At 71.7% G+C, this 26182-nt stretch carries 17 protein-coding genes; 7 read left to right on the plus strand and 10 right to left on the minus strand.

Annotation, left to right across the window (positions count from 1 at the left end; genetic code table 11):
* Positions 1–16 precede the first annotated feature (16 nt).
* Complete coding sequence (locus tag AC1DXT_RS12825) at positions 17–1702, minus strand: NAD+ synthase (RefSeq protein WP_477061702.1); 1686 nt, start codon at positions 1700–1702, stop codon at positions 17–19.
* A gap of 81 nt (positions 1703–1783) precedes the next feature.
* On the opposite strand from AC1DXT_RS12825, the gene glnA (AC1DXT_RS12830) reads away from it, so the two are divergent.
* Both glnA (AC1DXT_RS12830) and AC1DXT_RS12835 read left to right on the plus strand, forming a co-directional pair.
* Complete coding sequence (gene glnA / locus AC1DXT_RS12830) at positions 1784–3121, plus strand: type I glutamate--ammonia ligase (protein WP_477061703.1); 1338 nt, start codon at positions 1784–1786, stop codon at positions 3119–3121.
* The gene (locus AC1DXT_RS12835; RefSeq protein ID WP_477061704.1) at positions 3118–6156 is read left to right on the plus strand and encodes a bifunctional [glutamine synthetase] adenylyltransferase/[glutamine synthetase]-adenylyl-L-tyrosine phosphorylase; all 3039 of its coding nucleotides are present in this window, start codon (positions 3118–3120) and stop codon (positions 6154–6156) included. The genes glnA (AC1DXT_RS12830) and AC1DXT_RS12835 overlap by 4 nt, the downstream gene beginning before the upstream one ends.
* Here the strand turns inward: AC1DXT_RS12835 and AC1DXT_RS12840 are convergent.
* The gene (locus AC1DXT_RS12840) at positions 6147–7331 is read right to left on the minus strand and encodes an AI-2E family transporter (RefSeq protein WP_477061705.1); all 1185 of its coding nucleotides are present in this window, start codon (positions 7329–7331) and stop codon (positions 6147–6149) included. The genes AC1DXT_RS12835 and AC1DXT_RS12840 overlap by 10 nt on opposite strands.
* A 196-nt stretch (positions 7332–7527) precedes the next feature.
* Here AC1DXT_RS12840 and AC1DXT_RS12845 point away from each other — a divergent pair, with 196 nt between their 5' ends.
* Positions 7528–9096, plus strand: a complete 1569-nt coding sequence (locus AC1DXT_RS12845) for a hypothetical protein (protein WP_477061706.1) — start codon at positions 7528–7530, stop codon at positions 9094–9096.
* A 6-nt stretch (positions 9097–9102) separates the two neighbouring features.
* Here AC1DXT_RS12845 and AC1DXT_RS12850 read toward each other — a convergent pair whose 3' ends face one another.
* A complete protein-coding gene (locus tag AC1DXT_RS12850) occupies positions 9103–10623 on the minus strand; it encodes a DUF4153 domain-containing protein (protein ID WP_477061707.1) in 1521 nt (506 codons plus the stop codon).
* 112 nt (positions 10624–10735) lie between these two features.
* Positions 10736–12718, minus strand: a complete 1983-nt coding sequence (locus tag AC1DXT_RS12855; RefSeq protein WP_477061708.1) for a pectate lyase family protein — start codon at positions 12716–12718, stop codon at positions 10736–10738.
* Positions 12719–12823: 105 nt separating this feature from the next.
* Here AC1DXT_RS12855 and AC1DXT_RS12860 point away from each other — a divergent pair, with 105 nt between their 5' ends.
* Positions 12824–13366, plus strand: coding sequence for an NUDIX domain-containing protein (locus AC1DXT_RS12860; RefSeq protein WP_477061709.1), 543 nt, complete (start codon positions 12824–12826; stop codon positions 13364–13366).
* Between the two features lie 12 nt (positions 13367–13378).
* On the opposite strand, the gene AC1DXT_RS12865 is transcribed toward AC1DXT_RS12860, so the two are convergent.
* The 4 genes from AC1DXT_RS12865 to AC1DXT_RS12880 all read right to left on the minus strand — a co-directional run bounded on the left by AC1DXT_RS12865 (position 13379) and on the right by AC1DXT_RS12880 (position 21019).
* Positions 13379–13600 carry a chemotaxis protein CheW gene (locus AC1DXT_RS12865; RefSeq protein WP_477061710.1) on the minus strand — a complete coding sequence of 74 codons (222 nt, stop codon included), beginning with the start codon at positions 13598–13600 and terminating at the stop codon, positions 13379–13381.
* A gap of 147 nt (positions 13601–13747) precedes the next feature.
* A complete protein-coding gene (locus AC1DXT_RS12870) occupies positions 13748–15604 on the minus strand; it encodes a carboxypeptidase-like regulatory domain-containing protein (RefSeq protein WP_477061711.1) in 1857 nt (618 codons plus the stop codon).
* Positions 15605–15707: 103 nt separating this feature from the next.
* Positions 15708–19904, minus strand: a complete 4197-nt coding sequence (locus AC1DXT_RS12875) for an nSTAND1 domain-containing NTPase (protein WP_477061712.1) — start codon at positions 19902–19904, stop codon at positions 15708–15710.
* Positions 19905–20290: 386 nt separating this feature from the next.
* Positions 20291–21019 (minus strand): alpha/beta fold hydrolase, encoded by a 729-nt coding sequence (locus tag AC1DXT_RS12880; RefSeq protein ID WP_477061713.1) that lies wholly within the window; start codon positions 21017–21019, stop codon positions 20291–20293.
* Between the two features lie 595 nt (positions 21020–21614).
* On the opposite strand from AC1DXT_RS12880, the gene AC1DXT_RS12885 reads away from it, so the two are divergent.
* Both AC1DXT_RS12885 and AC1DXT_RS12890 read left to right on the plus strand, forming a co-directional pair.
* A complete protein-coding gene (locus tag AC1DXT_RS12885) occupies positions 21615–21944 on the plus strand; it encodes a hypothetical protein (protein ID WP_477061714.1) in 330 nt (109 codons plus the stop codon).
* Positions 21945–22176: 232 nt separating this feature from the next.
* Positions 22177–23082 (plus strand): hypothetical protein, encoded by a 906-nt coding sequence (locus AC1DXT_RS12890; RefSeq protein WP_477061715.1) that lies wholly within the window; start codon positions 22177–22179, stop codon positions 23080–23082.
* 168 nt (positions 23083–23250) lie between these two features.
* On the opposite strand, the gene glnA (AC1DXT_RS12895) is transcribed toward AC1DXT_RS12890, so the two are convergent.
* Positions 23251–24675 carry a type I glutamate--ammonia ligase gene (gene glnA, locus AC1DXT_RS12895; RefSeq protein ID WP_477061716.1) on the minus strand — a complete coding sequence of 475 codons (1425 nt, stop codon included), beginning with the start codon at positions 24673–24675 and terminating at the stop codon, positions 23251–23253.
* Positions 24676–24932: 257 nt separating this feature from the next.
* On the opposite strand from glnA (AC1DXT_RS12895), the gene AC1DXT_RS12900 reads away from it, so the two are divergent.
* On the plus strand, positions 24933–25451 hold the full coding sequence (locus AC1DXT_RS12900; protein ID WP_477061717.1) for an RDD family protein: 519 nt from the start codon (positions 24933–24935) through the stop codon (positions 25449–25451).
* A gap of 12 nt (positions 25452–25463) precedes the next feature.
* Here the strand turns inward: AC1DXT_RS12900 and AC1DXT_RS12905 are convergent, their stop codons facing one another.
* Entirely contained in the window at positions 25464–26180 is a 717-nt protein-coding gene (locus AC1DXT_RS12905) for a DUF4191 domain-containing protein (protein WP_477061718.1), read from the minus strand.
* Positions 26181–26182 lie beyond the last annotated feature (2 nt).

Below are 26182 nucleotides of genomic sequence, written 5' to 3' on the forward strand. Positions count from 1 at the left end.
GCTCCTGTCGGGGTGGTCACGGCTCGCGCCAGCGGGTGGTGATCGGGAGTCGCCGGTCGCGGCCGAACGCCAGCGCGGTCACCTTGGTGCCCGGCGGGTACTGCCGACGCTTCCACTCCGCGCGGTCGACGAGGGCGAGGACCTTGTCGACGACCGCGGGGTCGAAGCCGCGGGCGAGGAGCTCCGCGCGGCCCTCGGCGTTCTCCACGTACGCGTCGAGCACCTCGTCGAGGATCTCGTAGGGCGGCAGCGAGTCCTGGTCGACCTGCCCCGGACGCAGCTCCGCCGACGGCGGCTTCGTGATCGACGACTCGGGGATCGGCGGCAGCTCGTCGGGGCCGAACACGCCGTCGCGGGCGGCGTTGTTGCGCCAGCGCGCGAGCGCCCAGACGCGCGACTTGTCGATGTCCTTGATGGGGGCGAACCCGCCGACGGCGTCGCCGTAGATGGTCGAGTACCCCACCGCGAGCTCCGTCTTGTTGCCGGGCGCGAGCACCAGGTGGCCCTCGGAGTTCGAGAGCGCCATGAGGATCACCCCACGCACGCGGGCCTGCAGGTTCTCGGCCGCGAGGCCGTCCAGGGACAGCTCGTTCTCGAACGCGTCGCCCATCGGGGAGATCGGCTGCACGCGGTAGTCGGCGCCGATCCGCTTGGCCAGGTCCGCCGCGTCGTCCTTGCTGTGCTCGGAGGAGTACACCGACGGCATGGAGACGCCGACCACGTTCTCGCCCCCGATCGCGTCGGCGGAGATCGCCGCGACCAGCGCGGAGTCGATGCCTCCGGACATCCCGAAGACGACCGAGCGGAACCCGTTCTTGGTCACGTAGCCGCGCAGGCCGGTGACCAGTGCGCGGTAGACCTCCTCGTCGGGCGAGAGCGGCGGTGCGACCGTGCCTCGCGAGGGAGCGTCGTCGTCCCCGAGCAGGTCCCACACCAGCAGGTTCTCCACGAACTGCGGGGCGCGCGCCAGCACGGTGCCGTCGGTGGCGATGACGAACGAGCCGCCGTCGAACACGAGGTCGTCCTGGGCGCCGACGAGGTTCACGTACGCGACCGGCGCCTCGACCTCGTGGGCCCGTCGCGCGGCCAGCTCGACGCGCTGGTACCCCTTGCCCTCCTCGTACGGGGACGCGTTGAGCACCACCAGGAGGGAGACCTCGTTCTCGTCCATCTGCGAGACGGGGCCGCCGTCCTGCCAGATGTCCTCGCAGATGACGACGCCCACCCGGCGGCCGAGCACGTCGATGACGCAGACGTCGTCGCCGGACGCGAAGATCCGGTACTCGTCGAACACGCCGTAGTTGGGCAGGTGGTGCTTGTCGTACCGGACCTGCACCTTGCCGTGCTGCAGCAGGACGGCCTGGTTGGTGGGGCGCCGGGGGCCCTCGGGCGCGCCCGGCTCGTGCACCGGCGTCACCAGCTTCTCCCCGACGGTGCCGACGAGGACCGCCAGGTCACCCAGCCCCTCGTCCGCCAGCGCGGCCGCGGTGCGCTGCAGCGCCGCCTCGGCCCCACGGCGGAACGACGCGCGCAGCGCCAGGTCCTCGATGGGGTACCCGGTGAGCGTCATCTCGGGGAAGACGACCAGGTGAGCGCCGGCCTGCGCGGCCGTCCGGGACCAGTCGAGGACGCTCTGGGCGTTGACGTCGACGTCGCCGACACGCGTGTCGATCTGCGCGAGGGCGATGCGGGGGAAGGGCATATGACCGAGCCTAACCATCTCGTGCGACGCGCTCCGGACACCAGCGCTGCGCAGGGCCGTTCATCAGGCAGGATGTACCGCATGGACAGGCAGCAGGAGTTCGTGCTCCGCACGGTCGAGGAGCGGGACATCCGCTTCATCCGTCTCTGGTTCACCGACGTGCTCGGGATCCTGAAGTCGGTGGCGGTAGCCCCCGCCGAGCTCGAGGCTGCCTTCTCGGAGGGGATCGGCTTCGACGGCAGCGCCATCGAGGGCCTGACTCGGGTCTACGAGGCGGACATGATCGCCAAGCCGGACCCGTCCACGTTCCAGATCCTGCCCTGGCGGGGGGAGCGGCACGGCACCGCCCGGATGTTCTGCGACCTGCTGACGCCCGATGGTGAGCCGTCGCTGGCGGACTCCCGCACGGTCCTCAAGCGCGCGTTGTCCAAGGCGGCCGACCAGGGGTTCACGTTCTACACGCACCCCGAGGTCGAGTTCTACCTGTTCGACGCCCCCGCGGACCCGGCCCTGCCGCTGGTCCCGGTGGACCAGGGCGGCTACTTCGACCACGTGCCGCGCGGCACCGCGCACGACTTCCGGCGCGCCGCGATCACGATGCTCGAGTCGATGGGCATCTCGGTCGAGTTCTCCCACCACGAGGCCGGGCCGGGCCAGAACGAGATCGACCTGCGCTATGCCGACGCGCTGACCACTGCGGACAACATCATGACGTTCCGCACGGTGGTCAAGGAGGTGGCGCTCGAGCAGGGCGTCTTCGCCAGCTTCATGCCCAAGCCGCTGGCCGACCAGCCCGGCTCCGGCATGCACACGCACCTCTCCCTGTTCCAGGGCGACCGCAACGCGTTCCACGAGGCCGGCGGCCACCTGGAGCTGTCCAAGACCGCACGCTCGTTCATCGCCGGCCTGCTCACGCACGCGGCCGAGATCACCGCGGTGACCAACCAGTTCGTGAACTCCTACAAGCGCCTCTGGGGCGGTGCCGAGGCGCCGAGCTACATCTGCTGGGGCCACAACAACCGGTCGGCGCTGGTCCGGGTGCCCATGTACAAGCCCGGCAAGGGCAACTCGAGCCGCATCGAGTACCGCGCGGTCGACTCCGCCACCAACCCGTACCTCGCGTACGCGCTGCTCCTCACCGCCGGCCTCAAGGGTGTCGAGGAGGGCTACGAGCTGCCCGAGGGCGCCGAGGACGACGTCTGGGAGCTCACCGACGCCGAGCGCCGCGCGCTGGGAATCGAGCCGCTGCCGACCTCGCTCGACGCGGCGATCTCGATCATGGAGAAGTCCGAGCTCGTCGCGGAGACGCTGGGCGAGCACGTCTTCGACTACTTCCTGCGCAACAAGCGCCAGGAGTGGGAGGAGTACCGCTCCCAGGTGACGCCGTACGAGCTGCGGCGGTTCCTGCCGGTCCTGTGAGCTCGCCGGACGGACGCGGGTCGACGCTCGCCGGCCGCCTCACGCGGGCGGGGGTGTCGGACGCCAAGCGGGCCGAGCGGCTGCTGGGCGATGCGGCGCTGCTGCGCGTCCTCGACGCGCCCGCGGACGTGCTCATCGCCCCGCTGGCGGACGTCGCCGACCCCGACCAGGCACTGCTGACGCTCGCCAAGCTGGCCGGCGCGGTCGTGGGCGACCCGGACCTGCTGGCGGTGCTGCGCTCCCTCCTCGAGGACGACGGCCCGGCCCGCGCGCGGCTGCTCGCGGTCGCCGGCGCGTCGGTCGCGCTCGGCGACTCGCTGGTGGCGCACCCGGAGAACCTGCGCGTGCTCCTCGACGAGTCGCCGGGCACGGGCGTGCCCGTCGAGGCCGTCCGCGCCGAGCTGCTCGCGGCCGTGGAGGCCGATGCCGACGCGGACGTCCCCGTGGCCACCGTGGCGGGGGCGGCGGGGACCGACGCGATGCGGCTCGCCTACCGCACGCGGCTGCTGCGGATCGCGGCGACCGACCTCACCAGCCCGGACCCCCTGAGCCGGCTGCCCGGCGTCGCCGCGGCGCTGGCCGACCTGGCCGGGGCTGCGCTGGAGGCTGCGCTCGCCCTGGCCCGGGCGGACCTGGACGACCACGGGCGCGGTGTCCGCCTCGCGGTCATCGGCATGGGCAAGGGCGGCGGGCGCGAGCTCAACTACGTGAGCGACGTCGACGTCATCTACGTGGCGGAGCCGGTCGACGGGGTCGACGAGGCCGAGGCGCTCGCCGCCGGCTCCCGGCTGGCTGCGGGTCTCGCGCGGGCGTGCTCGACGCCGTCGGCCGAGCCGGCGCTCTGGCCGGTCGACGCCGCGCTGCGCCCCGAGGGCAAGGACGGGCCGCTGGTCCGCACGATCGCGAGCCACAAGGCGTACTACGAGCGCTGGGCCAAGACGTGGGAGTTCCAGGCGCTGCTCAAGGCGCGGCCACTGGCCGGGGACGAGGCACTCGGGCGCGAGTACGTGGAGATGACGCAGCCGTTCGTGTGGGGCGCGGTGACGCGCGAGCACTTCGTCGAGGACTCGCAGGCGATGCGGCGGCGCGTGGAGAGCCACGTGCCGGCTGCGGAGGCCGACCGCCAGCTCAAGCTCGGGGTCGGCGGACTGCGCGACGTCGAGTTCACCGTCCAGCTCCTCCAGCTCGTGCACGGCCGGGCGGACGACTCGATCCGCAGCCCGAGCACCCTGACGGCGCTCGCCGCCCTGGCCGCGGGCGGGTACGTCGGCCGGTCGCACGCCGCGCAGCTGGCCGTCTGCTACCGCCTGCTGCGCGTCCTGGAGCACCGGATCCAGCTCTACCGGCTGCGTCGGACGCACCTCATGCCGACCTCGGAGCCGGACCTGCGGCGGCTGGCGCGTTCGGTCGGGATGCGGGCGGAGGGCGCCGACGGCCTGCTCGAGCGGTGGCGCTCGACGCGTCGCGAGGTCCGTGGGCTGCACGAGGAGCTGTTCTACCGGCCCCTGCTGCCTGCCACCGCCCAGCTGTCGACGGCGGAGGCCAGCCTCGCGCCCGAGGCGGCCAAGGCCCGGCTGGCCGCCATCGGCTACACCGACCCGGCCGGCGCGATGCGGCACATCGCTGCGCTCACCGAGGGCGTCTCGCGGCGCGCGTCGATCCAGCGTCAGCTGCTCCCGGTGATGCTCGGCTGGTTCGCGGACGGCGCCGACCCGGACGGCGGACTGCTGGCGTTCCGGAGGCTTTCCGACGAGCTGGGCACCACCCACTGGTACCTCAAGCTGTTGCGGGACTCGGGCACAGCCGCCCGCCGGCTCGCGACCGTGCTCTCCACGTCCCGGTACGTGGCCGATGCGCTGACCAGGAGCCCCGAGTCGGTCACCTGGCTCGCCGACGACGCCGACCTGGTGCCGCGGACGCTCGCACGGCTGACCTCCGAGGCCGACGCGATCCTCACGCGCTCCGACGACGCGGTGGCTGCGGTGACCGCCCTGCGCGGGCTGCGTCGGCGCGAGCTGGCCCGCACCGCGGCCGCCGACGTGCTGGGCGTCGTCACCGGACAGCGCGCGTCGCAGAGCCTGAGCGTCGCGGCCGACGTCGTGCTCGTCGGGGCGCTGCGGGTGGCCGAGTCCGTGGTGCGCGCCGACCGCGGTCTCGACGCGAGCCCGACCCGGCTGCTGGTGGTCGCCATGGGCCGGTGGGGCGGCGGGGAGATGGGCTACTCGTCGGATGCCGACGTCCTCTTCGTGCACGACCCGCTCGAGGGTGCGGACCCGGTCCGGGCGCAGGAGTTCGCGCTCCAGGTGGCGACGCGGCTGCGCACCCTGCTCGGCTCGGTCGGGCCGGAGCCGACGCTCGAGGTCGACGCCGACCTGCGTCCGGAGGGCCGCAACGGTCCCTTGGTCCGGTCGTTCGACGCGTACGCCGAGTACTACGGCCGCTGGTCCGCCACCTGGGAGAGCCAGGCGCTGCTCCGGGCGCGCCCGGTGGCCGGCGACGACGAGCTGGGCGACCGCTTCGTGCGGCTGATCGACCCGATGCGCTACCCGGCAGGCGGGATCGACCCCGCGGCTGAGCGCGAGGTGCGCCGCATCAAGGCGCGCGTCGAGGCCGAGCGGCTCCCGCGCGGGGTGGAGCCCGCCCGCCACCTGAAGCTGGGGCGCGGGGGCATCGCGGACGTCGAGTGGACCGCTCAGCTTCTCCAGCTCCAGCACGCGCACGAGGTGCCGTCCCTGCGCACCACGGCCACCCTCGAGGCGCTCGAGGCGGCGACCGCGGCGGGCCTGCTCGACGCCGATGACGGGCGCGTGCTGGCCGAGGCGTGGCTGCTGGCCTCCCGGCTCCGGGACGCCAACGTGCTCTGGAGCGGCCGCGGGGGAGCGCACGCGGACGTGCTGCCGCACGACCGGCAGGCGCTCGCGGGGCTGGCCCGGGTGGTCGGCTACCCGGCGGGCTCAGGCGGCGAGCTGGAGCAGGACTACCTCCGCACGGCGCGGCGGGCCCGCGTCGTCGTCGAGCGGGTGTTCTACGGCTGATCCGCCGGTCGGTCGTCGTCCGTCTCGGGGGTGTCGTCGTCCGGGACGTCCACCCAGTCGCGGTTCTCGTTCGCGAGCTTCTCGTCCTCCTGCAGCAGCTCGTCGTCCACGAGGTCGTGGCGGCGCACGTAGGTCGAGGACACGGCCTGGATGGTCGCGACCACCGGAAGAGCGAGGAACGCACCGATCGGGCCGAAGACGGCCCCGAACCCGATCACCGCGAGGAACGAGACGGCGGGATTGATCTCCATGGAGCGCGCCGAGATCTTCGGGGCGAACAGCAGGTTCTCCACCTGCTGGTACCCGACGATGAACGCCAGCGTCAGGAGGCCCTTGATCGGGTCGACGGCCAGCGCCACCGCGATCGGCAGCGCGCCGCCGATGTAGGTGCCGATGGTGGGGACGAACTGCGAGACGACACCGGTGAAGGCGGCCAGGGGAAGGGCGTAGGGGATGCCCAGGACGGTGAGGAAGACGAACGTGATCGCGGTCGAGAGCGCCGCGAGGACGATGCGGGAGTTGATGAAGTCCGCGACCTTCTCCTGCGACACCTCCCACAGGTGCAGCACCTCCCGCTGCCGAGCGGGTGCCAGCAGCCGGCAGATCGCCGCACGGAACTTGGGCCCGGAGCTGGCCATGTAGTACATGACCAGGAGCACGGACGTGAACGTGAACAGGCCGCCGATGATCGAGGAGCCGATCCCCAGCAGTCCCGGCGCCAGGTCCTGCCAGTGGGCGCCGAGGTTGACCAGGAGCTCGTCGGCGGCCGGCACCTCGACGCCCAGGCGCTCGTCCAGCCACTCCGCGACCTGCACGTAGTAGTCCGGGAGCGACTGGACCAGCTCGATCATCTGGGTGACGAACAGGCCGCCGAAGAGCGCGATCACGCCCGCGATCACCACCAGCGAGACGAGCATGACGATGCCGGTCGCACGCGTGCGGCGGACGCCGTGCGCCACCAGCCAGCGGATCAGCGGCTCCATGGCCAGCGCGAGGAACCACGAGATCACGATGATGAAGATGACGTTGCCGAGCTGGGCCAGCGCCTTCCACGCGAACAGACCGAGGAAGACGGCCACGGTCGTCATGACGAGGGCGCGCGGCAGCCAGAGCGGCGGTTTGCGCGGGTCCGAGGGTGCCAGGACGACGGGTCCGGTGGTGCGGCGTGTCGGCATCGGGCTTCCCAGGACGGAGGGCGAGGGGGCTCGCGGGCGGCGTTCGTCTCGACTCGCACGGTACCGGTGACGGGACGCGGCTCGACGGTCCCGCGCCCGCGTCCGGCAATCTCGCAGCCCCCGATGCTCGCGCGCTGACCTGCGCAACTGCCATGCTCGACCCATCGCCGCATGTCGGACATCTCGGGAGGGCACCGTGGCCGAGGACAAGCCGTCACCCCGTAAGCCCCGAGCGAGGAGTGCCTCGCCCGCGCCGCCCGCGGGTGACCCGCCGTCCGAGACGCCGGACACCGCCTCGCCCGACGTCACGCCGGAGGAGATCACCCCGGACGACGGGGCTCCGCCCGACACCGGACCCGCGGACGCGCAGAACGACACGCTCGAGATCCCCACCGCCATCGACGTGGAGGTCCCGCCTGCGGTCGGGACCGAGGACCGTGCGGTGCTGCTCGCACGGTTGCAGCTGCTGGAGACCGAGAACGCGCGCCTGCGTGCCGGTGCGCCCAGCGAGGCAGTGCCACGCCCGCGGCGCAAGGTCGGTCGCTCGACGGCAGCCGTGATCCTCATCCTCATCGGCGCTCTGCTGGCCCCCGTCGCGGTCGTCGGCAGCTGGGCACGCGGGCTGGTGGTGGACACGGAGCGCTACGTCGACACCGTGGCACCCATCGCGCAGGACCCCCTGGTCCAGTCGGCCGTGTCGAACCGGATCACCGTGGCCGTCGTCGACGCGCTGAACGTGGAGGAGCTGACCACGCAGGCCACGGACGCGGTGGCCAACCTGGACCTCCCGCCGGTCGTGTCCGGTGCGGTGCAGTCGCTCCAGGCCCCGCTGCAGGAGGCGATCACCGGGTTCATCCGCAAGAACGTGACCAAGATCGTCAGCTCCGACGCGTTCGAGAACGTCTGGGAGGAGGCGAACCGGGCCGCGCACGAGCAGATCGTCGCCACCCTGCGTGGTGATCCGGACGCCCTCGCGCAGATCAGCGACAGCGGCGCCCTCACGCTGGACATCACGCCGATCATCGAGCAGGTCAAGACGTCGCTCGAGCAGGCCGGGTTCACGATCGTGAGCCGTATCCCGACGATCAACGTGTCCTTCCCGATCGCCTCCAGCGCCGACCTGGTGCGGCTGCAGAGCGCGTACCGGCTGATCGACATCGTCGGCGGCCTGCTGCCCTACCTGTCGCTGGGCCTGCTCGCCGCCGGTGTGCTCGCCGCGCAGCACCGGTCACGCGCCCTCGTCGTCGCCGGTCTCTCGCTCGCCGGCGCGATGCTGCTGCTGGGGTTCGCGCTCCTGATAGGCAGGTCGCTCTACGCGAGCTCGCTGCCACCCACCGTGCAACGGGTCGACACCGCGGTGTCGATCTACGACCAGTTCGTGTCGCTGCTGCGCATCGGGCTGCGCGTCGGGCTGGTGCTCGGGCTGCTGCTGGCGATCATCGCGTTCGTCGCGGGTGGCACCACAGYCGCCCGCCGGCTCCGCGCCTCGTCGTCGTCCGCCGCGGCCTGGCTCCGGGACGCGGGGGACCGCCGTGGGGTCAGCACCGGTCCCGTGGGCGTCTGGCTGGACGAGCAGCGGACCCTCGTGCGGGTCGTCGTGATCTCGCTCGCAGCCCTGGCGCTCGTCCTGGCCGACCGGCTCACCCCCGCGTACGTGATCACGGTGTTCGTCATCGCGCTCGTGGTGCTAGGGCTGGCAACCCTCGCGGCGCGGCCACGCAGCCAGGAGCCAGAACCGGTCGAGGAGGGCGCACTCCTCGTCTGACGAGCGTCAGTCACAGCTCGCGTCGGTGGACGCGCCCGAGAGCACGCCCTGGGCACGTTCGCGGCCCAGGTTCCACTCGGCGACGCCCTCCGTCGGAGGCACGGCCGCGGAGGCGAGCAGGCAGGAGCGAAGGTCCCGGTCGTCGATCTGGGCGAACGCGGGGACGGCGTCCGCGGACAGGCCCGCGAGGTAGCCGGCGTCGAGCGTGCCCGTGAGGTCCGCCGTCGTGTTGTGCCGGACGATCTGCGCGTCGGGGTTCACCAGGGCGAGCCCGAGCATCGCGACCGCGACCACCTGCACCACGGCCCGGGGCAGCCACCGGCCACGCCACCGGATCCCCGCGACCAGGACGAGCACGAAGACGGCGGCGAGCGCGATCTCGACCACGGTGACGAACACGCGCAGCCGCGTGAGCCCGAACGCCTCGACGTACAGGTCCATCCGGCGCAGCGCGGAGGCGACGACCCCGAGCGTGCCGAGGCACAGCACACCGAGCGCGATCCGGGACAGCAACCGGTCCTGCGGCGTCTCCCGCGGTGCCCGGCGCGCGGCGACGGCCACAACGACGAGCGTGAGGGCGGTGACGACCACCAGCTGCGCGAACCCCTCCCTCGCGTACTGCGCGTAGGACAGGCCGGCGGTCTCCAGCACGTGCCGGTGCCCCCCGAGCAGCGCGCCGACCTGCACCATCACGAACAGCAGCACCATCGCGTCCAGCGCGAGCACCGGCACGAGCCACTCACCGCGCTTCGCCGACGCGCGTGGCGCAAGGCGGGCGTCGGACCAGCTCGGTGGTGCCAGGGCGAGGTGCGCCAAGGCGGCGGCGACGAGGGCCACGAGGATGCCGACGACGACCTGACCCGGCAGCAGGTCCGCCTCGATGCGGGGCATCAGGCTGGCGAAGACGCGGTCGGCGCTCGCGAACAGCAGACCGAACACGAGAAGCAGCCCGACGGTGATCGCCCCGCTGCGCAGCGCGACAGTCAGCTGACCTCGGCGCGCACCTGCCAGCGTCTCGAAGCCCTTGGCCACCCACGGCAGCGCCCGGACCGAGCCCGCCGCCCAGGTGAGCGGGGCGAGCACGGCGGCCGGCGCCGACCGGGACGACGTCACCGCGACGACGCCCGCCCAGGCCGCCACGAGCGCGCAGAGCACGACCACCCAGCCCGCGTCGCGCACCGCCACGACCGCGACCAGCGCGACCGACAGCACCGCGGTGACGAGGTCGTTCACGTTGCGGCGCCGGACCATGGCGGGCGCGGCCGCGGCCCAGACGAGCAGCCCGACCAGCGCAGCACCGAGCCCGGGGCGGTGACCCACGAGCAGCACCGCTCCGACGACGCCGACCGCGCCGCACAGGACGAGGGTGCGCGTGTCGACCGGTCGTCGACGCTCCGCCCAGAACGGCACCAGCACCTGCGCGACCCGTCCGGGCACGCGCGGGACGGGAACAGCACGGCCCGCCACCCAGGAGGGAGGCGGGCCGGGCAGTGCGGGCGGGGGCGTCGAGGCTCCGGAGTCGGTCATGAGCGACACGCTAGACAGCGGCGTCTGCGCACGTCACAGACTTGCGCGGGGGTCCCGTGCACGTTGTGTGCAGTGGATCGGCGTCCCTGCACAACTGACGCACAGGAACGGCTCAGCGGCGCACGGTGACCACCCGTTCGGCCGTCGACGTGCTGCCTGCCTCGTTGCTGAGCACGGCCACGAACGCGTAGGAACCAGGGGCGAGCCCGGTCACGTCGGTCCCCACGGTCTGCCCCTGCGGCGAGGCGGCCGTCAGCTCCTGCTCGTCGACCACGACCCCGTCGCGGTAGAGCGCGTAGTGCGTCGCGTTGGTGCCCCACCACAGGGTGCCAGTGATGGTGAACGATCCGTCGCCGTCGCGGTTGTCGTCGGTCAGGACCGAGCGACCTGGAGCCGCGTCCGTGACCGCGACCGTGCGCGGGCGCGACGTGCTCGTCCCGTAGGGGTTGAGCAGCTCCACCACGTAGGTGTAGCTCCCGTCGACCTTGCCGGTGACCGGGAAGGCGACGGTCTGCCGGTGCGGGGTCGTCCCGGTGAGCCACTGGGCGCCCACGAGCACCCCGTTCTCGTACAGCCGGGCGACGGTGGCGTTCTGGCCCCACCACAGGGTGGCCGTCACGGTGTAGGAGCCGTCGTGCAGGCCGGTGTCCCAGCCGTTGTCGTCGGAGAGCACGGCGACGCCCGGCTTCGCGGTGGCGACGGGGGTGCCGGAGAGGAGCACCCCGGCGCCGGCCCCGGCACGCACGATCGCCGGCACGTCCTGCACCGGGTCGAGCGTGTAGTCGTACACGTCCGCCGGGTTCCACCGGGCCGTGGGCGCGAGCGGGACGGGTGCCGTGGCGTTGAACGCCGCGACGAGGTCGGTGACCTGCCCGTTCACGGTCGAGCCGGCCTCGAGCAGCTGAGTCCCGCCCCACCGGGTGATGATCCGTCCCGGGTCCACGCCGGGCGCCAGCTCGAACGCGTTGTTCTCCGCGACGATGCTCGACTCGATACCGGCGCCCCAGTAGTACTGGAACAGCCCCTCGGTGGTCTGCGTGTAGAGGTTGTCGTAGAGGTGCACGTCGCCGAACCGCACGCGCGGGGCGCGCTGGCCGATGTCGGTCCAGTGGTTGTGGTGCAGCGTGACCCGGTGCTGGCCACGGTCCTGGAGCCGGGAGTCCGACGAGCCGATGAGCTCGGTCTTGTCGTGGTCGTCGAGCCGGTTCCAGGACACGGTCACCAGGTCGGACCCGTGCGTGATGTCCAGCAGCCCGTCGTGCACCTCGAACGGCCGCCCGTAGACGGTCGGCAGCGCGCTGTGCGGGTGGTCGCCGTCGTCGAACGTGTTGTGGTCCACCCAGACGCTGGTGGACGTCCACACCGAGACGTTGTCGTACGCGGAGTTCCAGTTGCCGGCCGCCGTGTCGGTCGGGTCCCAGACCGGGAAGCAGTCGTACGCGTCGGCGAGGTCGAGGTTCCGCACGATGACGTTGTGCGCGTCGCGGATCCGCATGCTCGCCCCGACGATCCTCGCGTCCGTGCCGACGCCGACCAGGGTGACGTTCGATCCGACGTGCTGGAGTGTCGCTGCCGCCTGCACCGCGGCCGCGGCGACGCGCGCGTCCTCGAGCGGGCCGCTCGGCTTCACACGTCCCCACGGGCCGGTCGGGTCGAAGTGCGCGACGTAGTCGGCCATCCGGAACGGTTCCCCGGTGTCCGACACGGTCACCTGCGCGGCGAAGGCGTCGCACGCGGCGGGGTCGAACGCGGTGATGGTCCCGGTGACGTACACGATGCGGGGGACCACGTTGCGGCGGGCGTCGGTCTGGCTGCCGCCGGGCTTGCCGGCGAGGGCGTCGCGCAGCTCCTGCCACGTGTCGACGACGTAGACCTCCGACGGGGAGGCGTCGGCCCCGCCTGTGGTCCCGGTGGCCACCATGGGCCTGCCGTCGGGCACGGTCGGACCCTCGTAGGAGGCCCAGCCGTCTCCGGGCGGGAGGACCTCGCGGCCGAGGTCGACGTCGGGCGGCGGGGGAGTGGCGTGAGCGGTCGTCGGCGGGAGGAGGAGGGCTCCTGCAGCAAGGGTGACGACGAGGGTGCGACGAGCTCTCATGAGACGTCCTTGTCTCCGACAGGTGGGTGAGAAACCGGTTTCCGTACCGTGTCACAGAATGTCCGGTAAGCGCAATCCCTTGCCGTCGTCTGTCAGGCTGCCGCCATGACCACCTGGCACACCCGCGGCTCGACGACCATCTACGAGAATCCCTGGATCCGCGTCCGGGAGGACGCCGTCGACCGCCCCGACGGCACGCCCGGGATCTACGGCGTGGTCGAGGTGCGCCACCCCGCGGTGTTCGTCGTCCCGCTCACCGCTGACGATGAGGTCGTCCTCGTGGAGGTCGCGCGGTACACCACCGGCGTCTCGCTCGAGGTCCCCGCCGGCGGCTCCGACGGTGAGGACCTGGAGCTGGCCGCCCGCAGGGAGCTGCGTGAGGAGACCGGTCTCGTCGCGGACACGTGGGAGCTCGTCGGCTCGATGTTCGCGCTCAACGGCATCTGCCACGCGCCGGAGCACGTGTTCCTCGCCCGCGGCCTGCGCCCGTCGGACGAGCCGACGGAGCAGGCGGTCGAGGGGATCTCGGCCGTGCGCACCGTTGCGTGGACCCGCGTGCTGGAGCTGGTCGCCGACGGGACGATCTCGGACGGCGAGACCGTCGCGGCGCTGATGTACGCCGCGATCGCCCTGGGCCGGGTCCGCTGAGCGGACCTGGTGTCAGCCGAGGAGGCCGAGCGCGCGCCCGACGATGGCGGCCATCGCCAGACCCGCGAAGGTCCAGCCGAGGATGCTGCCGGCCAGGTAGGCCGCGTACCGGGCGTGCTCGCGCGTCGAGCTGCCCCACAGGGGCGCGGGCGCCCATCGGATCGTCCTGCCCAGCTGCCGCAGACGCTGGTCGATCGTGGCGGAGGGGTGGACTGCGGGACGGATGGCGGCCATGGAGCGCTCCTTGTGGGTGCACGCGGACGAGTGCCGGGGTGACCGGCACGACCATCGTCCAACGTGTGCGGGCTCGGCGGAGGGGTCCTTGGTCCCCTCCGCACCCGGAGGGCGCCCGGCAGTCCCGGACGCCCCCCGAGGCTGTCCTCAGTGGCAGTACAGCCGTTGCAGCGACTGACCCAGGTCGCCGTACCGGCGGGTGATCCACCCGAGGTTCACGGAGTACGCGCACGCCGGGTCGCCCGACACGTCGATCGGGATCCCGCCCGTGCTCGTGCTGTTGTGCGGGCCGGACGCGCCGCCCCGGAACGAGTAGTTGCCGGTGGTGAAGGCTCCCGACGGTGTCTGCGGCGGCACGTGCACACTGCCGCCGTTGTTGTTGATCGTGACGGAGAAGTTCCGCAGGTGCGGGTGGTCCACCGTGTAGAGCAGGTGGATCGTGGTCGCGCCGGACAGCGGGTTGCAGCCGTTGAGACGGAGCTCCTCGAGGTCCAGGGTGGCGATCACCGCCGAGTTGTCGAAGATGATCGAGTCCAGCTGGTCGGTGTGCGTGACGGTGTCGGTGACGGCGTCACGCACCTCGAAGCCGACCCGGTACCGGCGCACCGGCTCCTGCTCGTTCAGCGGCAGCGTCTCGCCCGCCTGAGCCTTCGGGAGCCCGCCGGGCTTCTTCGGCGGGTGCAGCGCCGTGATGGCCGCGGAGTTGAGCTCCAGGAGCTCGAACGTGCGCAGGAAGTTCGACCCGCTCACGTTCACCACCGCGGTCGAACCCGGCGGGTTGTACATCTGCACGGTCACCGGCAGACCGTCGACCTGCACGAAGCCGTCGGCGTCGAGGTCCGCCGCAGTGACGACGACGGACGCGGACTGGGCGTTGCCGTTGCCGTCGGTGTAGAAGACGTAGCCGACGTGCGTACCCGTGATCTGGGTCGTCACCGGCGTGAGCGTGGCCGGGGCGACCGTCGGCGGGTTGGCCGGGTCCTCCGTGCCGCCCGTCCAGGTGTACTCGCCCACGAGGAACCGGTACTTCAGCGCGTGCCCGGTGCCGATGTCGGTGAGCGGGCAGTTGCCGCGCAGCGTGACGGTGCCACCGAACACGTACGCGCCGCCCGACGGGTCCGCGTACCCGAGCGAGTCGAACGTCGAGCCGGGCTGGCCGTTGCCGGGGTGGATGTCGAACACCTCGACCTGCTGCCAGTGCGGCACGGTGTCGGGATCGCCGACGACCTTGTCGGTGCACAGGTCCAGGCAGAAGCAGTGCCCGACGTTCTGCCGGCCGGGCTTGCGACCGTCCGACTGGGTCTCGGTGATGATCGGCTGACCGCCGAGCTCGACCTTGACGTAGACGTCCGGTCCCTCGGTCAGCTCGACGTTGATGAACGGCGAGAACGGTGTGCGGCGGAAGTCGGAGGCCAGGTACGTGAGGACGTAGTGGCCGGTCCCGTCGGTGGTGGCCGTGCCGAGCGGGTCGTCCTGGAGCCAGTCGGCGTCGAACGCCGTGACCACCGCGCCAGGGATCGGGCTGTGGTCGTCGCACGTCGTGATCCGGCCGCTGATGGTCCAGATGCCGAACAGCGCGAGGATGTGGCACCAGAAGCGGTTCGGGATCGCGTACTCCCAGACCGCGAGGATGCCGTCCTCCGTCTGCCGCCAGCGCGGCTGGAGGGTCGTCACGGCGAACTGCCGCGGCTTCGAGTCCGGCTCGTGCCGGGGCCGCGGCGGCCTCGTGACGTACAGGTCGAGGTCCAGCGGACCGCCGTCGTACTCCTTGTCGTCGATCGTCAGGACGTACTTCCCCGACTCCTCGACGCGTGCCACGGCGACGGGTGACCCCGTGCGCTCGCCCTCGGCCACCTCGTGGAACGTCTCCTTGTCGGCCGCAACCGCCTGCTCCGTGGTGCGGTCCCCGGTCGACCGGTACGCGCGCAGCTCGAGGCCGGCGAGCGGCTCCCGCACGTCGTGACACAGCGTTCCCCACAAGGACCCGCGAATCTCGTATGCCATCGTGCCCACCCCCTGCTCGATGGCGGGCACGTCGATGTGCCCGCCTACCGGTCAGGAGGGTGGCCGGCCGAGGGAGATACCGGCGGGATGCCCGCTCGTGCGATCAACCGGGTCCGGGGCACGTGGGCGCGTACGCGCGGTTCGGCACGTACTGGACCCACTCCGCCCGGGTGAGGTTGCGACCGGCGAGACGGCACGCGACGTCGATGAGGTGCTGCGGGCGGGTGTCCCAGGCGAGTACCCGACCACGGGGGTGTGCGACGAGGAGCGTGTGCCCGTCCGGCAATGGGCGTGCGTTCGAGTTGTCGTCCTGGCCGTCGAAGCCGAAGCTGGCCAGCCGAAGCAGCGTCCGTGCGTCCCAGAGCTCGACGAGGCCGCTGCCGCTCGCGATGATCTGACTGCCGTCGGCGCTGTAGGTCAGGTCCTGGACAAAGTTGCTCGGGAACGAGCGAAGGGGCAGCAGGTACTCGAGCCTCCCCTCGCGCAGGGCCGCGACGTCGATGACGCCCCAGAGGCCGGCGTCGAAGTAGACCGCGAGAGAACGACTGTCGGGCGAGAAGGCCAAGGCGGACGGGAAGCCGTCGAGGTTGACGTCGCGGACGTTCCCCGTCGGCAGGTCCACGACCGCGACAGTGTCACCGATCCAGCGACGAAGCACGGCGGTGCGGTCGTCGGGACTCAGCACGGGCAGGTCCCAGTCGTCCCCGCTGAGTCTCGGGAGCTCGATCGGCGGCCCGTCGACCTCGAGCGTCACCGGGTCGATCCGCCTCACGGCGTCGTCCGGCCCGACCGCCACGAGTCTCCCGTCGCTCGTGAACGCGAGCCACTTCGCGGCGACGAGGTCGTTCCGCCGCACCGACGACCCGGTCGCCGGATCCCACGTCTCCAGCCAAGACGTCGCGTCGCCGTCGTTGCTGCCCGCCGTGAGGACGACACTCGAGTCCGGGCTCCAGAGGTACTGGTTCACGCGGACGAGATCCTGCAGGGGAGTCAGCGAACCGGTCGCGAGGTCGCGGAACTGCATCGTCTGGTGTCGGAGCTCGCCCGTGTAGGCCTCGTACAGCACGTGGGTCCCGTCGGGCGACGGCTCGCTCGCGTGCACCTGCCGGCCGGCCGGGCGCTCGGGGAAGGATCGCCATCCCGGGAACCCGCGCGTGCCGGTGAGGTCCCATGCCAGGAGCAGCCGGTCCGGGGCGACCGAGTAGACAGTGGTGCCGTCCGGGCTGAACGCCACCGAGCCGACCTCCTTGGCATGTCCCCGGAAGGTGTGCACGGCCACGCGGTCGTCCAGGTCCCAGATCACGATCGTCCCGTCGGCATAGCCGGCGGCCAGCAGACTCCCGTCGGCACTGAAGGCCAGAGCACTCGCCCCGCTGGACTCGCCCGCGAGGGTGAACCGCCGCTCGAACGTCCCGGCGTCGAGGACTGCCACCCCATCGACGTCGGAGTGGGCGAGAGTCGAGCCGTCAGGACTCAGCGCGATGATCCCGCCGCGTTCGCCGCCCCAGTTGGGTGCGCTGGACCGCAGCACGGCTCCCGTGTCGACATCGATGGCGCGCAGGCTCTCCGAACCCGTTCGCTGTGCGACGGTGACGGTCCTGCCGTCCGGGCTCAGTTCCACCAGGCCGTAGAGGTTCGCGGTGAGTGGAACGCGAAGGACCGGCTCGGTCGGATCGGCGGTGTCCCACACCATCGCCTCCCAGGGCGCGCCGTCGAGCCAGGCGACCGCGGCGAACCTGGATCCGTCCTCGCTGAAGTCCATCCCGTCCTGCTCGACCTGCGCGCCCTCGGCGAACCCGTCGTACGTCGCCACGTCCTGCAACGACCGGGCGTCGAGAACGCGTACGGGGTGCGGCACGGGGACGACCTCGGAGGACCCCGCCGGGTCGAATCCTGACACCCCGACTGCAAGCTCCTGCCCGTCGGGGCTGTACTCGAGCCCCACGGTCAGGAGGTCCGGCCGGGCGACCGTCAAGGCCAGGGTCTGTGCGTCCAGTGAGGTCTGGCCCTGGGCGTCGGCACCGAACGCGCTGGTCGCCGCGACGGTCCGACCGTCGGGACTGACGTCGACGTAGTCGAACCCCGACCCGCGGGAGACAGCGACCAGGTCTCCCTCCTTTCCGAGCACCTCGAAGAGCGCCGAGCGAGCCGCGTGCGAGTCGTCGAGCCGCACCGCCTGCAACCCCAGCAGCACTGCCAGGTCGGGTTCGACGGTCGTGAGGGCCTCGGCGGACAGGCGGCGCGAGTCGGCGAGGCGCGCCTGCTCCTCGGCCGTCCGAGCGGCCTCCGCCGCGACGACACCCGCACCGAGTGCCGCGACGAGCAGTGCACCGACGCCGGCCAGCGCGAGTCGCAGCCGACGGTTGGTGCGAGCTCTCGACCGCAACTCGCGCTCGGCGGTGGCACGGGAGGCGTCGAGGAACGCCTGCTCGGTCGCGGTCAGCTCCGGCTGGTGCTGTTCTGCCCACTCCGACGCACTGGCGAGTCGCATCCCCCGGTAGAGCTCGCTGTCCGGACGCCCCATGCTGTCCCAGCCCTCGGCGGCGGTCGTGAGGTGGCGGAAGACGCGCTGGCCCTCGACGTCGTCCTCCAGCCAGCCGCGCAGTCGGGGCCACTCGCGGGTGAGGGCCTCGTGCGCGATCTGCACGTCGCCCTCGTCGCTGCTGACCAGCCGGGCACCGGTCAGGAGGTCGAGGAGTCGGTCGTGCGACTCGTCGAGCGCCAGTCTCTGTCGTGGGACACGTGAACGGATCGGCACACCGTCATCGCTGGGTGCGACCAGGCGGAGGAACATGGCACGCACCAACGTCTGCTGTCGTTCGTCGAACTGCGTGAAGAGGGCCTCTGCCGACTGCGCGACCGCGTCGCGGATCCCGCCCGTGGCCCGGTAGCCCTCGACGGTGAGCGTGGGCCCCTCTCGTCGCTCCCAGGTCTGTCGGAGAACGTGCGACAGCATGGGCAACGAGCCAGGTTCGCCCTCCACGTCACGCACGAGCAGGTCCACGAGGCCGGGCTCGAGCCGGAGCCCTGCTTGTCGAGCGGGTCCCTCGATCGCGGCTCGAAGGTTCTCGTCGCTCATCGGGGACACCAGGTACAGGCCATCCTCGACGAGCCTGGCGAAACCGCGGTGCATGGACAGCTCTCCCAGCCGGTCGGCGCGCAGCGCGAGCACCACCGGACCCTCGTACGCGGAGAGGCGATCGAGGTACTCAGTCCGTTCGCCCGCCTCGGTGCACAGGGTGACTGCCTCCTCGGCCTGGTCGACCACGAGCACCGGGAACGGCGCACGGGACGGCAGGGCCGTGAGCGATTCGAGAGGTCGGCTCCCCGGCGAGGTCACCAGGGCTCGCGCACCGTCGTCCTGCAGGGTGGCGACGACCCCTGCTCGGACGAGCGACGACTTGCCGATGCCCGACGGGCCGATGACGACGAGGACGCCACGCGCGCGCAGTCGGGACATGCACGCCTCGACGTCGGCCTCCCGTCCGAAGAACGTCTCCGCATCCTCACTGCCGTAGGGCAGGAGCCCGCGGTACGGGCAGACCAGGCTGGTGATGAGCGACTCCGTCCCCTCGAGACCAGGGTCCTGGCGGAGGATCGCCTCCTCCAGCGCCTGCAGCTCTGGTCCCGGGTCCAGCCCCAGCTCGGCCCGGAGCATCCGACGTGCCCGGCCGAGCGCGTCGAGTGCCTCGGACTGCCGGCCCGACTGGTAGAGCGCACGGGCGAACAGCGCCCAGCGCCGCTCGCGGAAGGGAGCCTCCCGGACCAGGGCCCGAGCATCTTCGAGACTCGCGCGCGCGCGACCGGCCGAGATCTCGGCCTCGACGCGGAGCTCCTGGGCGTCCATGCGGAGGCCGTCGAGCCGTTCGGCCTCGGTGCGGCCAGGCTCCCATTCGTCTAGGTCAGACAGCGCCCTTCCCCGCCACAGCGAGAGTGCCTCGGTCAGGACGTAGGAGGCTCGATCGGGGTCGTGGTCGGCCAGGTGGTCCCGCGCTCGTGCCAGCATCCGCTCGAACCTGTGGCTGTCGACCTGGTCCTCGGTCACGCGCAGGACGTAGCCGCCGTGCGAGGTGGTCCGGATCGCGTCCGGCCCGAGCTTCTTGCGCAGCCGGCTGATGCACCCCTGCACCACCTTCGGCCAGCTGGTCGGGGGGTCCTCGGCCCACAGGGCGTCTGCAAGAACCTCGGTGTCCACCGCCTCGTTCGCTCGGACGACCAGCACCTCCAGCACCACCCGGTCACGCAGGCCGTAGCCGTCGGAACCGCCGACGGCAAGAGGACCGAGCACCTGGATGCCCACGGCCCGACTCTCCGCCGGGTCAGCGGCCTGGTCAACGCCTCCGATACCGCGGTGATACCGGGCCCGCGGTGACCCGATACCGCCTGGTGCCACACCAGAGACCAGCGCTGCAACTCGGCGGCGCGCCGATCACCGGAGGTTCTCATGGTCAAGAAGTGGTTCGGCGTCCTTGTTGCCATGGCTCTCACCGTCGGCCTTACGGCCGGCAGTCAGGCATCGCGAGCTGTGACGCCATCGGCCGCCGAGGCGCAAGCCGCCTCGGCGGGGCTCTGGTGCCGAGGCCCGAACTGGTGCTGGTACTGAGCCGCCCGCGCAGCCGTGCTGCACCAACAACCCGGTCGCCGCAGGGGGCGACCGGGTTGCCCTCGTGCACGTCGGCACACCGATCAGAGTGCGGTCTTCCCGGCCGCCTCGAGGATGAGGTCGGCGACGACACCGGGCTGCGAGACCGTGACGGCGTGCGACGCGTCGACCTCGACGAGGTGGGCGTCCGCCCGGTCCGACATGAACCGCACCAGCTCGGCGGGCACCGCGAGGTCCTGCGCCGCGAGCAGCACCCACGACTCGATCGTCTTCCACGCCGCGCGCGTGGCCGGCGCCTCGAAGGCCGCGAGAGCGAGCGGCCGCTGGGTGACCGCCATCAGCTGCGCCACCGGCAGGTCCACGTCGCCGGCGAACAGGGCCGGGAACTGCTCCTGGTCGATGTAGAGCTCGGGAGCGGTCCCGCCGTCGGGGGTGGAGTACGGCACCGGCCGCGCGGCGCCGCCCAGCTGGGCGCCCGGGAACTTCTCGACGAGGTCGACCAGGCTCTCGCCCGGCTCGGGGAGGAAGCTCGCGACGTACACCAGCGCGGTGACGTTCGGGTTGCCGTCGGCCGCGTGGCTCATGACCACACCGCCGTACGAGTGCCCGGCGATGACGATCGGGCCGTCGATGCTCTCGAGGACGCTCCTGAGGTACTCCGCGTCGCTCTCGATCCCGCGGAGCGGGTTCGCGGCCGCGATGACGCGGTGGCCGGCCTCTCGGAGTGCGGGGATCGAGCCGTTCCAGCTCGAGGAGTCCGCGTACGCGCCGTGGACCAGGACGATGGTCTGCTTCACGGGGAGGGTGGTCATGGGTGTGGTCCCTTTCGTGTCGGCTTGTGGTGCTGTGGTCGCTTCCTGCAACAATGGTGGTATGCAATATATTGCGCGCGATCGAACAGTCAAGCCCTCGTGGACACTGTCGCTCACCGCAGCCGGCGACCGCGTCGGTGCCGGGGCGTACGGGCTCAGGCTGGTCGCGGTCGCGGAGTGGGAGAGGGCTACCGACCGGGTCGACGCCACCGGAAGCGTCGCGCCGGCGTCGCGACCGGCTGCGGGATGGCTTCGGGATCCCGGGGCGGCAGCTGGATCGTGAGGTTCACAGGCACGCGCGGTCGCCGTTGCCGTGCCACGACCGGGCAGGCGCGTTGACGCGGTGTGTCCCGTTTCACGCGCACGAACCCGAAGATCGGTGCCGATCGCGACGATGAGGTGGTTCGTGGCGTTGCCGAGCGAGCCGAACGAGACGCGCTGCCCGTGCGGCGCGATGCAGAGCTTGCCGGACGGTGCCTTCCGCAGCCGCACGAGACCCGTGCCTCCGGCTGCGAGCCCGCTCCGGTCACCTGCGGTCGGGCACTGACGACAACCCCTGGGCACACCCACGCCCGGGACCTGCTTGGAGCTGACCATGTACACCGCGACAGAGGCCGTCGGACTGCTGGCCTCGTTGACATCCTTCGTCGTGTGGTTGCCGCAGGGCGTCCGCGTCTGGAAGGGCCGCCACCACCCCGCCGCCCTTCAGGGAGTGGTCCTGGGCACCCAGGTGGTCGCGCTGCTCGGCGCGCTGCTGTGGGCCGCCTACGCCGTTCTCATCGACTCGTTCTGGGTCGGTGCCCCGTCTGCGGTCAACGTCCCGGTCATCGTGCTCACGATCGCGGTGGTCACCCGAGCGCGACGTTCCGAGAGCCCCGAGACCTGCCCGACGACGCAGACCCGTGTGAGCGTCGGCGCTGCGTGAGCGGGCAGGACCACCGCGTCACTGGGGTGGCTTTGCGGGGGCGTCGCACGTCGGCATGCGGTCCGTCACGTGCCGCGGCGCCGCGTCGGCCCGCTCCAGGTCGGCGCGTCGGGGGTGCCGGCGAAGGTCGACCCGACGGTCAGGACCCGAGCCTCCGGAGCCCTATCCTGACGTCGCGGCGGGCCCAAACGGGCATGAACGGACACAAGCAGATTCATCCGAACGTCCGATCATGTCCGCTCGTGCGGGTGCCGATGACCCGACCATCGGCACCGCCGACGATGACGTGGAGGACCACATGGCCCGACTTCCGGGCGCACGACAGATCGCCCGCATGACGCCGCAGGAGATCGACGAGACCGCGACCCGCCTCGAGGCCGAGGCCGCCGAGCTCAGCTCGGAGCACGGCCGCACCGAGCAGCTGTTCGGGCAGACCACCGGCGTCGCCGCGGCCTGGGCCGCCTCCGACTTCCAGATGCAGCTGCTGCAGGGCAGCCCGCGCGACCAGGGGCGCAAGATCGAGGAGCTGCGCGGGTGCGTCGCCCTGCTCGACGCCGAGCACGACCGCCGCGGCGGGTGGACCCGCGTCTTCCTCACGATCGCCGACGATCCTCCGCTCGCGCACGCGGCCCTCGCCTGCCCGGCCGCCGCCGGCCGTGAGCACGTCCGCGTCCCGGACTGGTCGGGGCACGCCGTCGCCGAGATCGTCGAGGCCGCGGGCGCCCGCGCCTGCCCGACGTGCTACCCCGACGTCCCGTACCACCTGCGCGCCCGCCAGACCCGGATCCTCTCGCACGCCGAGCGGGTGCAGCGGCAGGCCACCGGCGTCGCGCCTGTGGCCACCGCGGCGGGCCCGGCGATGGGCTTCACGAACGTCCAGGGCCAGCCGGTCGTCACCCCGGACGGACAGGTGCTGCGCACGGTGGGCGCCGCGGTCGACGAGTACGCCCGCCACGCCGCCCAGATCCGCTGGCACGGGGCGAACGGGCGCCGTTCGGGCTCCACGATCGAGCTGCCGCAGGCGATGTGCATCTACCTGCTCGAGGCGATCGCCGCCCACCGCGGCACGAGCGTCGAGGCGCAGGAGCTCGAGCTCGAGCGGCACGTCGAGGCCCGCTTCCGGCGCGACTGGGGCTGACCCGCGGTCGCTCGCGCGGTCGCTCCGGCGGAGACAGTCCGGGGACCCGGGCGTGGCACCGCCGCACGCGGTTGTGGCACACGTGCGGCACCCCCGCCGCCACGAGGGCGACGGGGGTGCCGTCACTGCAGGTCACCGCCTCACGGGAGCAGCCGCGAGGCGGGACGATCACACGTCGTAGTAGAGCTCGAACTCGTGCGGGTGCGGCCGCAGACGGATCGGGTCCACCTCGGCGTTGCGCTTGTAGTCGATCCACGTCGAGATCAGGTCGGGCGTGAAGACGTTGCCCGCCGTGAGGAAGTCGTGGTCGGCCTCGAGGCGGTCGAGGACCTCGCCGAGCGAGCCCGGGACCTGCTGGATCTGCGCGTGCTCCTCGGGCGGCAGCTCGTACAGGTCCTTGTCGATCGGGTCCGGCGGCTCGATCCGGTTCTGGATGCCGTCGATGYCGGCCATGAGCATGGCCGCGAACGCCAGGTACGGGTTCGACGACGGGTCCGGCACGCGGAACTCGATGCGCTTGGCCTTCGGGTTCGAACCGGTGACCGGGATGCGGATGCACGCGGAGCGGTTGCGGGCCGAGTAGACCAGGTTGACCGGGGCCTCGAAGCCGGGGACCAGGCGGTGGTAGGAGTTCACCGTCGGGTTGGTGAAGGCCAACAGCGAGGGCGCGTGCTTGAGCAGGCCACCGATGTACCAGCGCGCCAGGTCGGACAGGCCGCCGTAGCCCTTCTCGTCGAAGAACAGCGGCTCGCCGTCCTTCCAGAGGGACTGGTGGACGTGCATGCCCGAGCCGTTGTCGCCGAAGAGCGGCTTCGGCATGAAGGTCGCCGTCTTGCCGTTCTCGTGCGCCACGTTCTTCACGACGTACTTGAAGAGCATGACCTTGTCGCCGGAGATGGCGAGCTTGTCGAAGCGGTAGTTGATCTCCTGCTGGCCGGCGGTGCCGACCTCGTGGTGGGCGCGCTCGACACCGAGGCCGAGGGCGTCCAGCTGCAGGCTGATCTGGTCGCGGATGTCCGAGAAGCCGTCGACCGGCGGGACGGGGAAGTAGCCGCCCTTGTAGGGGATCTTGTGGCCGAGGTTGCCACCGGCCTCCTCGCGGCCGGTGTTCCACGCGGCCTCGAAGGAGTCGATCGAGTAGAAGGACTCGTTCTGCTTCGTGTGGAAGCGGACGTCGTCGAAGATGTAGAACTCGGCCTCGGGGGCGAAGAACGCCGTGTCCGCGATGCCGGTCGACTTCAGGTACGCCTCGGCCTTCGCGGCGACCTGACGCGGGTCGCGGCTGTACGGCTCGTCGGTGTACGGGTCCACGATGTGGAAGTTGATGTTGAGCGTCTTCTCGACCCGGAAGGGGTCGATGTACGCGGTGCTGATGTCCGGGATCAGCTTCATGTCCGACTCGTGGATGGCCTGGAAACCACGGATCGAGGACCCGTCGAACATCTGGCCGTCCGTGAAGAAGTCCAGCTCCAGGGAGTAGGCGGGGACGTTGAAGTGCTGCATCGTGCCGGGCAGGTCACAGAACCGGACGTCGACGAACTTCACGTCCTCGCTCTTGATGAACGCCAGGACTTCCTCTGGCTTGCTGAACATCCGCTGCTCCTCGGTCGGTGGTACCCGTGGGGTCGGGCAAGGCGAGGCTACGAGCGCGTGATTTCTCCGTCGTGTACCAAGTGTTTCGACGGCGTTACGGGCCCGCCCCTCGTGTAACGAATGTTGACCATAGTCCCCTGGGGGAGGGGGCGGGTCACGGTTCTCACCACATCTGCCGTCACGCTACGAGAGCGTCGTGCCGGGGGTGTTTCCGCCTCGTTGCCGTCTCGCTCCGTCCGGTCGCCTAACCTGCTCGGGTGGCGAATCGTCGGGACATCAGCTCGTGGCTCGGTGGCGGGTTCGACGAGTCCGACCCGGCCGGCGCCGGCGCGACGACCGACCGGGGTCGGCGGCTCGGCCTGCCGGCATCGGGCTCCGGCTCGCTCGCACCGCTCGGGCGACGGGTCGGTGCGCTGGTCATCGACTGGACGGCCTGCCTGCTGATCTCCGGCGCGTTCTTCGCCGGCGACCCCGACGCGTTCCTGCTGAGCCGGGGAAGCCCTATGGCGACCCTGGGCATCTTCGCCCTGGAGAACGTGCTGCTGGTCGGCTCGATCGGGCACACCCTCGGCCACCGGCTGCTCGGGCTGCGGGTCCGCCGGGTGTTCCCCGGGCAGACGCGGGACGAAGCGGCGTGGGCGACGATGGCGCCGGGCTTCCTCAGCGCCCTCGTGCGCACCGCGCTCCTGTGCCTGGTGGTCCCGGCCGTGGTGTGGGACTCCGACGGGCGTGGCCTGCACGACCGCGTGGCCGGCACCGCCATCGTCCGCCGCTGACGGACGAGACGGTCAGCGGCCGCGCATGCCCTTGCGGTCGGGGCGCGCACGCATCGGGTCGACGCCCTTGGGCACCGGGAGCCGGACGCCGCCGAGGGCGGTGAGGCGCTTGGTCACCTCGGCCACCTCCTGCTTGCTCAGCTTCGGGCGGAGCTTCTGGACCGCGCGAGGCAGCTTGCGCAGCGTCACCTGGCCCTCGCCGTCGCCCACCTGGATGAGCGTGATCGGCGCACCGGAGATGACGCGGGCGGTGCGCTTGCGCTCCGACTCCAGCAGCTTGGCGATCCGCGGCGCAGGACCCTCGCCGACGAGCACGACGCCCGGCCGGCCGACACCGCGGAACACCAGGTCCTGCGTGCGGGGGTCGACCGCGACGGGCTCCTGCGTGAAGGTCCAGCCGCGGCGGATGGTCCCCAGGGCGGCGTAGGCCGCGCCCGGCTGGCCCTCGATCTGCGTGTACGCGGCCGTCTCTGCGCGGCGGGCGAGGATGAACATCGCACCGAGCAGGGCGAACGGGATGCTCAGCAGGAGCACGTAGAGCCATGCGTTGACCAGCAGGCCGATCACGAGCCCGAGCGCGATGATCCCGACGAAGACCGCCAGGATGATCCAGGTGATCGCGGGGTCGTTCTTCCGCGTCATCTGGTACGCCTGCCACACCTGGTGGTACCAGCGGGTCTTCTTCACCTTGGGCGTCGGTGCGGCGTCGGATGCGTTGTTGCGGGCCATGA

The organism is Cellulomonas sp. P1_G12_2, assembly GCF_056405535.1.